At 46.0% G+C, this 13321-nt stretch carries 11 protein-coding genes and 1 pseudogene; 9 read left to right on the top strand and 3 right to left on the bottom strand.

Annotated features, from left to right (window positions below):
- Positions 1-18 precede the first annotated feature (18 nt).
- Positions 19-651 carry an RraA family protein gene (locus JO375_RS01130; RefSeq protein WP_229522741.1) on the top strand — a complete coding sequence of 211 codons (633 nt, stop codon included), beginning with the start codon at positions 19-21 and terminating at the stop codon, positions 649-651.
- A gap of 103 nt (positions 652-754) precedes the next feature.
- Entirely contained in the window at positions 755-1015 is a 261-nt protein-coding gene (locus JO375_RS01125; protein ID WP_229522740.1) for an AraC family ligand binding domain-containing protein, read from the top strand.
- Here JO375_RS01125 and JO375_RS01120 read toward each other — a convergent pair.
- A complete protein-coding gene (locus JO375_RS01120) occupies positions 951-2441 on the bottom strand; it encodes a glycosyltransferase (RefSeq protein WP_229522739.1) in 1491 nt (496 codons plus the stop codon). The two genes, JO375_RS01125 and JO375_RS01120, sit on opposite strands and share 65 nt — an antisense overlap.
- Before the next feature lie 235 nt (positions 2442-2676).
- Here JO375_RS01120 and JO375_RS01115 point away from each other — a divergent pair, with 235 nt between their 5' ends.
- The 7 genes and pseudogenes from JO375_RS01115 to JO375_RS01085 all read left to right on the top strand — a co-directional run bounded on the left by JO375_RS01115 (position 2677) and on the right by JO375_RS01085 (position 11612).
- A complete protein-coding gene (locus JO375_RS01115) occupies positions 2677-3387 on the top strand; it encodes a glycosyltransferase family 2 protein (RefSeq protein ID WP_229522738.1) in 711 nt (236 codons plus the stop codon).
- Between the two features lie 334 nt (positions 3388-3721).
- Positions 3722-4720, top strand: a pseudogene (locus JO375_RS01110) (DegT/DnrJ/EryC1/StrS family aminotransferase).
- Entirely contained in the window at positions 4717-5358 is a 642-nt protein-coding gene (locus JO375_RS01105; RefSeq protein WP_229522737.1) for an acetyltransferase, read from the top strand. The pseudogene JO375_RS01110 and the gene JO375_RS01105 overlap by 4 nt, the downstream one beginning before the upstream one ends.
- Positions 5359-5665: 307 nt before the next feature.
- Positions 5666-7735: a bifunctional aldolase/short-chain dehydrogenase gene (locus JO375_RS01100; protein WP_229522736.1), complete on the top strand. Its 2070-nt coding sequence runs from the start codon at positions 5666-5668 to the stop codon at positions 7733-7735.
- 404 nt (positions 7736-8139) lie between these two features.
- Complete coding sequence (rhaI, locus tag JO375_RS01095) at positions 8140-9360, top strand: L-rhamnose isomerase (RefSeq protein WP_229522735.1); 1221 nt, start codon at positions 8140-8142, stop codon at positions 9358-9360.
- Positions 9357-10832, top strand: a complete 1476-nt coding sequence (gene rhaB / locus JO375_RS01090) for a rhamnulokinase (RefSeq protein ID WP_229522734.1) — start codon at positions 9357-9359, stop codon at positions 10830-10832. Before rhaI ends, rhaB begins: the two co-directional genes overlap by 4 nt.
- A 21-nt stretch (positions 10833-10853) precedes the next feature.
- The gene (locus JO375_RS01085) at positions 10854-11612 is read left to right on the top strand and encodes a DeoR/GlpR family DNA-binding transcription regulator (RefSeq protein WP_229522876.1); all 759 of its coding nucleotides are present in this window, start codon (positions 10854-10856) and stop codon (positions 11610-11612) included.
- Positions 11613-12272: 660 nt separating this feature from the next.
- Here JO375_RS01085 and JO375_RS24455 read toward each other — a convergent pair.
- A complete protein-coding gene (locus JO375_RS24455; protein WP_267497642.1) occupies positions 12273-12599 on the bottom strand; it encodes an amidase domain-containing protein in 327 nt (108 codons plus the stop codon).
- Positions 12583-13008, bottom strand: a complete 426-nt coding sequence (locus JO375_RS24450; protein ID WP_267497641.1) for an amidase domain-containing protein — start codon at positions 13006-13008, stop codon at positions 12583-12585. The genes JO375_RS24455 and JO375_RS24450 overlap by 17 nt, the downstream gene beginning before the upstream one ends.
- Between the last annotated feature and the right edge of the window lie 313 nt (positions 13009-13321).

Genomic DNA, 13321 nt, shown 5'->3' with positions numbered 1-13321 from the left:
CGAAAGGAGCTGGCTTACATGTTTCGAATTCAACCTCGGATTCAAGGGGTGACGAAGGAGCTGCTGGAGCTTTACCGGCGTATTAGTGCTTCCACGATAGGGCATTTTACGGATTTTGGCTGTATGCAGGGAGCGCAGCCCTTGTTTCGTCCTATCCGTATGCTGGGAAATGCGGTTACGGTAAGGCTACCCCATCTGGATTCCACTGCCATAAGGCATGCATTGGAGCTGGCACAAGCGGGTGATGTGCTTGTTGTCGATATGTCTGGAGACGATGCCAGAGCCTGCTGGGGAGAATTCAGAGCCTATGTAGCGATGAAAAAAGAACTGGCCGGGGTGATTGTTTCCGGCTGTGTAACGGATGTCAGCGTGTTGAACCAATTGCGATTTCCCGTTTATTCAAAAGGAATCAGCGCGTTGACTACACGCACACTCGAACTGGAGGGGGAGGTGAATACGCCGATTAGCCTGTTTGGAGTCGGTGTCCATCCGGGCGATCTCATATTGGCCGATGACGATGGCGTATTTGTGCTAAAGCCCGAGGAAGCTTGGGAACTGGGGGAAAAAGCTGTGGAAAAACAGCGCAGGGAAGAGCTTGCCCGCAAGCAGTACGGATATGATCAGCTTCTGAACGCCGGGCTGGAAAGGTAAACATTCATCCGTTACACTGGACACATGCCTATCAGCTTCAGCTTCAGATTGTGGCAATACGGGTAGTTTACTTTATGACATCTGGGAGAGAGGAGGGCATGAGGTGCTGAGCAAGCACCATCGGTTTGCCGACATGCCTTTACACAATCATGATTTTATTGAGATGAATTATATGTATTCCGGGAAATGCAGACAGATGATTGATGGAAAAGAGATCGGTCTGGAGCAGGGACAGATATGTATTATAGATACCCATGTGCCGCATAGTATTTATGCGCTTGGCGAAAATGATATTTTGGTCAATTTGCATATTGAATACAAGTTTCCAATGAATCATTTGGCTCCATTGGCCACCATCGTATAGCTCCCCTGGGAGCTTTGGAGGCATAGGTTTCGACTTCTGATGGAATACGGCCTACAACCACAATTTCAATCTCCCTAAAGTTGTTTTCAATGCCCTTTTGGAGCGTTTTAATTAACTGGGTATGCTCTATTTCAGGGCAGGAATGAGGGATAGGGAACAATATCGAGAATCTTGAAGTGTCTTCTTGAATCACATGAGCAGATTTCCGGGCAGGATCATCCGTAGAAGTTTCCCATATGCGACGATAAGGCAATTGCTCTGGTAAATCGAGCTCTTTCAATCTCATTTGAATCCTTTGAAAATAGCATCTATTCAGTTCCTCTACAAGAATCTGAATCTGCTTATTTCTAAGGAATGTAGTGTTATTTCCATTTTCGTTGCGATATTGGATATATATCAAATCAGGGATGTTTACAAATTTAGTACAAAGAAACGTTCGGACCAGCATATCGTAATCATCTGCTACCAGTAGTTCATTGCGATGGCCTCCGATCAGATGATAACAATCCCTCGTCCACGCACGGGGATGATTGGGTAAACCGACCAAATGGCGAATGGTTTTGCCATTAATGGTCGTATGTTTTTGTGCATTTTGCCATCTGTTCATTTCATGCAGCCAGACTCGATAATGAATACTGTAACCAAAACCACAATCCCAGCCATACCAATGCGCATGATTGCTCCGTACATACACCTCAGCACAATCCCCATAAACAAAGCCGCAGTCAGGGTTTTGTTGAAACGCCTTGACGATTTTCTCCAGACAGTCAGGAGTTAGCTCATCATCATGATCGACTTCTACTAAAATTTCCCCTGTACATAGCCCTGCCGCAAACCTTTTGATGGCCCCTATATAGCCATTACGGGAATCCTGCCGATATCTCCGCACACGGTGGTCATCTAAAGGCAGTAAATACTCCTTGTAGGTCTCATCTTCATCACCGGAATCATCCACAATTACCCATTCCCAGTTCTTGTACGTCTGCTTCAATAAAGATTGATAAGGTCGCTGAATTTTTTCTTTTGACCTGTAACTGGCAGTAAACACGGATACTAAGGGAGTATCTGAAGAAAAATGTGCTGGAGGAATCGTTCTATTCTCCGGGAGAGGATCTGTTGCCTTGAGCCAGCAGAAAAATAAATTTATGGGTTGAATTTCGTCTGGTGATTGGAAGTGTAGCCAGCGTTTTTTTTCGTGACCAGGCAACGCTTTTAGTGCTGAAAATTCTCCCCACTCTTCTCCGAGCGAGACGTAGACCCGAGGTTTTTGGAAGCTATTGTCTATAAGTGGTTGATCAGCTTCATACAAGGTTATTGTAATGTGATTTTCTTCCAATCTATCTATCAATGCTTTTACATCATCCTTTAAAACCTTCTTCGACACATACAAATGAGTTATCAGTAGCGGAGTGAAATTCAATGACATGATCATTCCCCTTTACCAGTTTCGAACACCATCGAGAGGGAGGTACCGATTCAGACGTGAGTTATTGTTTTTATTGAAGCATCCATTTTCCTGGCATCATTTTATTTCCCAGTAATATATATGTATGTGTATGTGTTCGGGGATGTGAGGAAAAGGTCAGCCCATATGAACATAGCGAATAAATCGTCTGAAACCTCCGGCTTAGGCACTTAGCAAAAAGAAAGGTGGAGTAAGCGTGGAATGCCCATTAGTAAGTGTAGTTATACCTGCATATAACCGGCCGCATACACTAAAAATCGCCATTGACAGCGTGTTGGAACAAACTTATCCGAACATCGAAATCATTATCTGTGATGACAGTACAACGAATGAAGTACAAGAAATGCTTAAAGATTCTTATTTAGATTCTTTTTCCCAAATTAAATATTATAAAAATGAGAAAAATCTTTTTCTCGGAAATTGGCATAAGTGTTTTGATTTAGCGTCAGGTGAATATATCAATTACTTGATGGATGACGACATATTTCATAAAGAAAAAATAGCAAGGATGATCTATTTTTTTGAAAAATTCGAAAACATCACACTGGTTACCTCGTATCGGCAAACCATTAATGAATCCGGGGCTATTCTCCCGCCGATCTATGCAACGAAAAAACTATACGAAGAAACAAGGATCATGGACGGAAGAATGTTGGCAAACATTGCATTAACTCGTTGTTTAAATGTGATTGGTGAACCTACGACAGTGCTATTTAAAAAAACAGATCTTACCGAACGGTTTGGAGTATATAAAGGAAAACAGTATTCTCTTCTTAATGATTTAGCTTCTTGGTTGAACTTGCTATCCAAAGGAAAAGCCGTTTATATTCCTGAAACACTTAGCTATTTCCGAATACATCCCAATCAAAATAATCGGACGCTTGGTCAAAATGCGTTCACGGAATGATTAGATATTATGATTGTCTCAAGGGATGACGGATTTCTTGATACGAACGATTTGTTTCAAACTGCACTTCATTCTTATCATGAACGTATAGAGGGTCGTCCACAATTTGATGCAGATAGCAAGCGAATTGAAATGATTTTAAAAACATTGGAATCATAGCTTGTTCATCCGATATGCGAAGGAGGCTGGCTCATGTTCGATATTCCCTTTTTACGTCCTAATTTAGTAAAAAAGGAACGATTTATGGCCAATTTTGAGAAAATAGAAGAGACGCGGATTTACTCCAATTATGGCCCCTTAAATAAACCTGTTTGAGGAGCGGGCCATTGCACAAATGTTCGATGGAATCGGTTCGGCTGTGACCGTTCATAACGCTACCATTGGCTTGATTTTGGCGATTTCTCAAAGCAAGCGACCACAGGGGAAATATGCAGTTATACCAAGTTTTACTTTTGCTGCCACCCCACTTGCTGCTGAGTAGTGCGGGCTTGAACCCTACTTCCTTGACATTGAGCCGGAGAATTGGCAAATGAATAGGGAGCAGTTAGAGCGGGCAGTCAAGCTGCTGGGAGATGAGATTGCGGTAATCGTTCCCTATGCCACTTTCGGTACTGCCATTGATTTATCCGTATACAATAAGCTGCAAGAGCAAGGAATTCCGGTAGTCATTGATGCGGCTGCCAGTTTTGGAACTATAACTCCCGAGGAAGCCGCACATTTTGGCAAAGGCTTCGGAGGGGCCGTTGTATTCAGCTTTCATGCCACCAAATCTTTTGGTATTGGAGAGGGTGGATTGGTCTACAGTTTGGACCAGGATCTCATCAAGCGAATTCGTCAGGCGGGGAATTTCGGTTTCTCCAGCAGCAGGGAGTCTGTCACCCAAGGTCTTAACAGTAAGTTATCCGAGTATACGGCTGCTATCGCTTTAGCTGCTCTCGATCATTTCAAGGCTGTACGGGAGAATAGAAGGACGATCTACGAATATTATCTTCAAGAACTGATCCAGGCAGACTTATTAGACCGAGGATGGTCCTTGCAAAAAGTACAAGGATCAGTTGTTCATCAATTTATACCTATTCTTAGCCCAGATCCTTACAGCAATCAAGAAGTTGTTGCATTATTAGCCTCTAATTCCATTGAAGCCAGAACCTACTTTTCTCCGGCGTGCCATCAGCAAAAGCAGTTCCAAAGTTATTCCCATTTTACTCTTCATGTTACCGAGCATATTGCCAAACATATTGTCAGCCTGCCCTTGTGGGAGGAGCTGGACGAGATTACTGTGCGAAGAATTGTGAACGTTCTGGGAAGCTTGGGAAAAGAGACAACCAGATGAGGAAAATCGTCATTTGGGGAGCAGGCGGACATGCAAGGGAAATCAACTGGTTATGTGAAGAGATGGGAGTTCAAGTGGCAGGTTTTTTGGACGAACGGCCTGAGATGAAAGGGCAGATCGTAAATGGCGTTCCTGTCCTGGGGACGCTGCCTGACATTGAAGCATTAAAAGATGAGGTAGAACTGATATGTGCGGGGGTGGGTGACCCGGCATTAAAGAAGCGCTTCGCTTATCATACAATGCAATCGGGATTTCGTATCGCAGCTCCGCTAATACATCCCCGTATTCGTTTGTCTCCAAGAAACACCATTGGAGAAGGAAGCATGGTCTGTGAGGGGGCGATCCTGACAGACAATATCAAGATCGGACAGCATGTCATTATCAATCGGAGTGTTAACGTGAGTCATGATGCGGTTATTGGCGATTATGTAACCATAGCTCCCGGTGTGAATCTGGCAGGCAATGTAACTATAGATGAGGGAGCCTATATCGGCATTGGAGCCTCGGTACGGGAGAAATGCCATATTGGTTGTTGGTCTATCATTGGTGGCGGGGCCTTTGTTAGAGACGATGTACCCGAATTTGCTATGGCCGCAGGTGTACCAGCAGTCGTAAAAAAACGGCTTGATATTCCCTGAGCCTCTTTCCTTTGAAACAGAGCGTAATCAAATTCGTAGTAATCTGCTTGGCAATGAAGTGATTTAACTGTCAAAAGGCTGTACCGGAAAAGGTTCTTATGGACTGCCCCCGGCACGGCCTTATTATATTTTAAGCTAGATGAATATACTCGTTTTTCAGGTTGGTAAAAATCAAAAATTATTTTTGATTATTTTTGTATTGCATATTTTCAAACCTAAACAAAAGTGTTATAGTCTCCACAAACCATAAATACCCACTGTAATAAAGTGTTTCAAAACTAAAACAGAACTTGGAGGTCTTTTTCCGATGGTACAAAGTCTGTGGAATTCTTCACAAGCATCTGAGCAAAAAACGACGCTTGAACAGCTCATATACCGTTCCAATCTCATCGGCACGGACAGAAGTGTGTGCAACTGGGGAGGCGGCAATACTTCGGCCAAAACGACGATTCAGGATTTCCGCGGGCGGGAAGTAGAAGTGATGTACGTCAAGGGCAGCGGTTCCGATTTGGCAACAATGAAAGCGCATAACTTCACCGCGCTTCGTATGGAGGATATCCGTCCTTTGTTTGAACGAGCAGAGATGCCTGACGAGGATATGGTTGCTTATTTGGCAAATTGTATGATAGATGCCAGGCATCCGCGTGCTTCGATTGAGACACTGTTACACGCATTTTTGCCTTTTAAGCATGTGGATCATACGCATCCGGATGCGATTATCAGCTTGTGCTGTGCGCACAACGGCAAGGAAATCGCGCAGGAAATTTTCGGCGACCGTTTTGTGTGGGTGCCTTATATCCGCCCTGGCTTTAAACTGTCGAAAATGATTGCCCAGGGTGTGCTGGATCATCCTCAGGCAGAATTGGTATTGATGGAAAAGCACGGTCTGGTGACATGGGGAGACACGTCCGAAGCGGCGTATGCGAAGACGATCGAAATCATTCAGGAAGCAGAAAGCTATATTAAAGGACGCCAGAAGGAAAAACAGCCATTTGGCGGCACAAAATATAAAGCGTTTACTCCCGATGAGCGCCGCATGATTGCGGCCCATGTCATGCCATCAATCCGGGGAGCGGTCAGTGATGAGAAAAAGATGATCCTCACCTTTGATGATGCAGAGGACGTGCTGGAGTTTGTGAACGGCCAGGATGCTGCCGCTTTATCCCAGGTCGGAGCAGCATGCCCGGATCATCTGGTTCATACCAAGATGAAGCCGCTCTTTGTAGATTGGACGCCGGGCGTAAAGGATACAGAGGGCTTGAAGGCCAAGCTTGCAGAGAGTATTGCAGCCTATAAGGAGCAATATCAAGCTTATTTTGAACGCAATCGCCATGAGGGAGACGTGAGGTTTGAGGCTGCGCCGCGTGTGATTTTGATCCCGGGTGTCGGTATGATCAATACAGGCAAAAGCTGGAGCAACGCGCAGGTGAGTGGTGCTTTGTATCATCGTGCGATCGCTGTCATGCGGGGGGCCACTGCGCTAGGACAATTCGTTTCGCTCAGTGAAAACGAATCGTATAACATAGAATATTGGCCGCTGGAGCTTTACAAGCTGTCGCTTGCCCCGGCAGAAGCAGAGTTTTCACGCAAAATCGCGTTTATTACAGGCGGAGCAGGCGGAATCGGCAGTGCAACCGCACGCCGTTTGGTAGATGAAGGTGCGCATGTCGTGCTGGGAGACCTGAATTGGGAAGGTGCGCACAAGGTAGCAGCGGAGATAAACGACAGCTATGGTGAAAACCGTGCCATCGCCGTAAAAATGGATGTGACGCAGGAAGATCAGATACAGGCTGCCTATGCAGAAACTGCGCTGACCTATGGCGGTGTTGATATCATCGTCAACAATGCAGGGCTTGCCACCTCCAGCCCGTTCGACGCGACGTCGTTAAAAGAATGGAATTTGAATGTGAACGTGCTGGGCACAGGTTATTTTCTGGTTGCGCGGGAAGCGTTCAAGCTGATGAAGGAACAGACGCTTGGCGGAAGCATGGTGTTCGTTGGCTCTAAAAACTCGGTCTACGCAGGTAAAAATGTTACGGCCTACAGCTCGGTCAAAGCGCTGGAAGCCCATCTGGCCCGCTGTATTGCCGCAGAGGGCGGTGAATATGGCATCCGTGTGAACACGATTTTGCCGGACGCTATTTTGCAAGGCTCGGCGATCTGGAACTCCAACTGGCGCAACGAGCGCGCCGCGGCCTACGGCATTGAACCATATCAACTGGAGGAGCATTACCGCAAGCGGACGACATTGCTGGTCAACATCTATCCGCATGATATCGCGGAGGGTATAGCCTTTTTTGCCTCATCCAAGGCAGAAAAAACGACAGGCTGCATGCTGACCATCGATGGCGGCGTCCCCGCAGCCTTTACAAGGTAAGACAGGAGAGGCATTAAATAAAGCTACACGTGATGAAAACAAGAACTGGCTTTATTAAAAAAACCTCAGTAAACGATAGATCCATTTCACTAATTCAAGCCACAGGACCATAGTACCGTAGGGTTCGTAATTAGTTGCAAACACGTAAATAAGTAATAATACTTATTTACGTGTTTGCATCCTTTATATACACACTAACACTTAAAAATAGAAGTGACTTTAGGGGTGGTCAGCAGCGGAGCGGGCGGAATTGTTCGAAAAAGCGATAGCGTTCGCCTTTATCCCCGGATTTTTACCTTCATATGTTCTATAAAAAAATCCGGGGATAACAGCGATCGGAAGAACAATCCGCACGCGAAGCGGTCTCCCCCGAAACTCACTTTATTTTCCAAGGAGGAACCACGATGAGTGACAAAGCCTATGCCTTATTTGAGGAACAGCAGCAGCAACGAGGTATTGACCTGGAGCAGGTAAAAAGAAAGCTGAAAGCGCTTAGCATAGAAACGCCATCCTGGGGCTATGGTGACTCAGGCACACGATTTAAGGTCTTTCAGAAAACGGGCGTGCCCCGTGATCCGTTCGAAAAGCTGGAGGATGCCGCGCAGGTCCACGCAGTAACGGGCTTATGCCCATCGGTCGCCATCCATGTTCCGTGGGACAAGGTGGACCATTACGGCAAGTTCCGCAGTCATGCGGAAAGTCTTGGTCTGCGGATTGGGGCCGTGAATCCCAATCTGTTTCAAGACGAGGATTATATGCTGGGCAGCGTCACCAATATCGACCCGGCCATTCGCCGCAAGGCAATCAACCATTTGCTGGAATGCGTAGATATTGCGAAGGAGACGGGCTCTAGCGATTTAAGCCTATGGTTCGCAGATGGAACCAACTATCCGGGTCAGGGGGACATCCGCAAGCGGAAAAACTGGATGCTGGAGGCACTCCGTGAAATGTATAAGGCGCTCACGGCTGAAATGCGCATGTTAATTGAATACAAGGCGTTCGAGCCGGCCTTTTACCATACGGACATTGCGGATTGGGGCATGGCGTACAACTACGCCACCAAGCTGGGCCCGCAGGCACAGGTGCTTGTGGATACAGGGCATCACTTGCCGGGAGCCAATGTGGAGCATATTGTCGCATTTCTCATTGATGAAAAGCGGCTGGGCGGCTTTCATTTTAACAGCTATAAATATGCGGATGATGATTTGATCGTAGGCTCGGCCAACCCATATGAGCTGTTTTTGATCTTTTATCAAATTTTGAACGCAGCTCAGGATGCGGATGCAGATATCCGTCATACCGTGGATAAAATTGCTTATATGATCGACCAGTCGCACAACATCGAGGCCAAAATTCCGGCCATGATTCGCTCGGTGCTGAATGTGCAGAATCAATATGCGAAAGCCTTGCTGATTAATCATGCAGAGGTGGAAGAGGCGGCCAGCCGTCAGGATGTGCTAGGTGCAGAGAATGCCGTGCGCCAGGCGTTTGAGTTTGATGTGGCACCGCTCCTCAAGGCGGTACGGGAAGAGCAAGGTTTGCCTGCTGATCCGATGAAAGCCTACCTGGCATCTGATTATGGCAAGCAGATTTTGCAAAGAGGCAAGGGCGGTGCAAGCTGGTGAGCATCCTCGCTTATGACTTGGGGGCAAGCAGCGGCAGGGTTCTGCTCGGACGATTGACGGATTCACGTATAGAGGTGGAGGAAATACATCGTTTTTCGAATGATCCGGTCAAGGTTGGCGAACGCCTGCACTGGGATATTTTGCGTCTGTATCACGAGGTTCAGCAGGGGCTGCTCAAAGCCAAGCACCTAGGGGTGAATCCGTCCAGTCTGGGGATTGACTCCTGGGCGGTCGATTTTGGACTGATAGGAAAAGCCGGAGAATTGCTGGGCAACCCATATCATTATCGGGATTGGCATACCCACGGGGTGATGGAGGAAATACAGGAGCGGCTGGGAAAAGAGTATATTTTTCAGCGCACAGGCATTCAGTTTTTGACCTTTAACACGATTTATCAATTGGCTGCTATGCGAAATAAGCGATCACCGCTATTGGAGCAGGCAGCGCACTTTCTGATGATTCCTGACCTGCTGCGTTATTTTCTGACAGGTGAAATGTACCATGAGATTTCGAATGCGACCAGCACGCAATTATATCATCCGCTGCAGCAAGACTGGGATGATGAGCTTTTGTCCGGAATCGGCATTCCCCGCTCCTGGTTTGGCAAGGTGCTGGAGCCGGGGAGTGTTGCAGGTACGATCCGTTCATCGGTCATGACCGATCTGGGCATTGGAGCCATTCCCGTAATTGCAGTTGCAGAGCATGACACAGGATCAGCTGTGGCTGCCGTACCTGCGCTGGAGCGCTCGTTTGCGTACTTAAGCTGTGGCACGTGGTCGCTGATGGGAACGGAAACCGCGCAGCCTGTGATCAACGCGGATACGCTTCGCTTTAATTTTACGAACGAAGGCGGAGTGGCCCGGACCTATAGACTGCTTAAAAACATCATGGGCCTGTGGATTTTACAGGAGGCGCGCCGGGAGTGGGAGCGGGAGGGAACCTCCTACTCTTTCCCCGAGCTAGTTCATATAGCAGAGCAGGCTCCGGCGTTCATCTCTTGGATTGATCCGGATGATGAACTGTTTTTGCATGCCGGAGATATGAAGACGCGCATACGCCAATACTGCCGCAATACCGGGCAGCCTTTACCGGAGACGCCGGGCCAGATCACACGCTGTATTCTGGAAAGTCTGGCCTTGAAGTACCGTTATGTTTTGGAGCTTACGGAGCATGTGTCGGTGCATCGGTTTAACGGTCTGCACATGGTTGGTGGTGGTATTCAAAATCGCCTCTTATGCCAGTGGACGGCCAATTCGATTCAAAAACCCGTATGGGCAGGACCGGCAGAAGCGAGCGCAATCGGCAATCTTGCGGTACAATGGATGGCACGGGGAAAGTTCGCCGATATATGGGAAGCACGCCGGATCATCGCCGATTCTATTGCGGTGGAGGTATATGAACCGGCCGAGTCAGAAGCGTGGGAGGATGCCTACGGGCGATTCCAGCGGGTGGCGGGACTTTTTGTACATTAAAGATGTGGAGTGAGATTGCCAATGCTGGTCGCAGAAAGATATGAAATGATTATACAGCTCGTGAATGAAAAAGGAAGCATGCGGGTGTCGGAATTGAGCGAGCTGTGCAAAGTAACGGAGGAAACGATCCGCCGCGATCTGGATCGTCTGGAGCAGGCGCGACAGCTGCGCCGCTCGCATGGGGGAGCGGTCAGTGTCAAAGACGAGCAGCCTGAAACGCCCTATGCGGTACGGGAAATTATGAATGCAGAGGAAAAGCGCCGGATTGCCGAAGAAGCGGTCAAACAGATTCAGCCGCATGATCGTATTTTGCTGGATGCCAGCACGACCGCCTGGTACATGGCGTCTAGTCTGCCGGATATTCCGCTCACGATCTTGACGAATTCGATTCGGGTAGCGACAGAGCTGGCCGGTAAGGAAAAAATCGAGGTGATTTCGACAGGGGGACAGCTGCTTCAGCGCTCACTGTCATTCGTGGGTCCGCTCGCGGAGCGTTCATTGGAAACCTATTATGTGGATAAATTGTTTTTCTCCAGCCAGGGGGTTCACCTGGAGCGTGGTATTAGTGAATCCAATGAACTGCAAGCTCGTTTGAAGCAGAAAATGGTCAGTATCGCGGGTCGCGTGATTTTACTGGCAGATGCAAGCAAATTTGGACAGCAGGCGTTTACGCATGTCGTGAAGCTTTCGCAAGTGTCCGACATCATTACGGATTCAAGATTATCGGACCCGCTTCGCAGTCAGCTCGCAGAGCTGTCGATTCCGGTTACGGTTGTGTGAATTTAAAAATGCCGAGGTAGAGGGTATCGCTCCGCGTTTCATTTTCATCTTACAATCGCTGCCTGCAGTGGGATTCACTAATGATAACAATGGATTTGGAAAGTTTATTCTAGAGAAAACAAAACTATGGAATATCAAATGAGCTTAAAAGATTATGAATATCAGCAGGAGAAAATAGCAATGAGATAAACTCAAAGGAGAGCTGTTAATCCAAATCATGTTAGAGTTGCTGGGGATTTTGAGACTTTCCTATTTATAACATAATAAAGACCCCGTGTGGGGTCTTAAGAATTTTTTCTAATTGTTACCTTAGTTGTTTGAGTGTCAGAACTTTTAGTGATAATCAGTAAGTACTTAATATTGTTTTTCTCTACTGATATTACTTTGTTGCTTTCGACTTCAGCTATTTCCCATCCCTCACCTTTAAGTTCTTCTTGATATGGAGCATTAAAATTTTCAAAAGGTTGAGGAACTTCGTAATTTTTTAAATCTTTAGCAGATTTTTTATCGACTTCGATGGCTGTGCTGGGAACAGGTAAATTGTTAAGTTCCTGACATTTTCATATTCAGTATTCACCTCATGAGTCGAACTGTTTGTTACATTTGAGCATGATGCAAGGATCATTAATAATACTAAACAAATCAAGCGCATAAAACACCTCAGTCATTTGGGGTTCTTTTTGCAGTACTCATTTTCCAGGCATAAACCTTGTATCCATTCGAATACCAAGTAGATAGGGGGGCGTCTTTTCTATCTGTTGTATGCTGGGTCAAAAAGAAATGACCATTCGTAAACTCAGTTATAATACCTGTATGATCAATGTCACCATCATTATTGAAGTCAGCATTTACTGGGTCTCCCATTGAAATATCGTTTGTATTAGATGCTAGTTTAGCCCTGTATTTCCAATGATTATAGAAGTTATGTACTCCCCCCCAGCTGTGAGTTGGTTTAAAGGGTAAGCCATTTCTAGTACCAAGCATCATCACCAGTTAAATATAAACCACTCCATTCCAGCATACCACCAGCATATAATGCCTGTGATACAAAGTTTGTGAAGTCATTCCAACATGCTCTGCTTACAGAACAACCAAAATAATCGGCGTAGTACTTAGAGTAAGTTGGATTTCTGTCATCCCACCATTTGTAAGCATAGTCTCTTGCATTAATTGAACCGTATCCATTTGCATATCTTAAAGGTTTTATGTTCGCCTTTTCTTGGTAAACTGAGGTTTCAACAACTGAAGGAGCCTCAACTGTTGAAGGATCAGATAAGGATACTGGTGCAAGTTCCAACAGTTCTGATAAGCCTTCCTCATTAATGGATTTTGCATATAATTTTGATTTAAGGTTATTAATAATCTTATTTTTCTCAGCGTTTTCGTATAAATCCACAAACTTAACTAACTTAACAATCTCTTGTCTGTCAGACGCTGAAAAGTTATCAAGTGATGTCCCTAATGACTTTATAAATCTTTGATATTCAATGTTGTCGAGATCTTGATTGATTTTAAGCTAGTTTTTAATGATCTTCTGCTCTACCATTGACTTAATGAGTTGAGATATGTGTATGTAGAAAATAAAGTCTTAGACCGGAATTGATAATTCTACAAGGTTTTGGAGCTGGGGTATCGTCAGCCTTTGAGAAATAAGTTTAAGACTGAATACTTAGGAGAAGGTGTTTGTACAGCAAACAGACATTGTTCTG

Origin of the sequence: Paenibacillus farraposensis, from assembly GCF_020736845.1 — a bacterium.
Lineage (GTDB): Bacteria > Bacillota > Bacilli > Paenibacillales > Paenibacillaceae > Paenibacillus > Paenibacillus farraposensis.
This window is presented reverse-complemented; position numbering and strand designations above follow the sequence as displayed.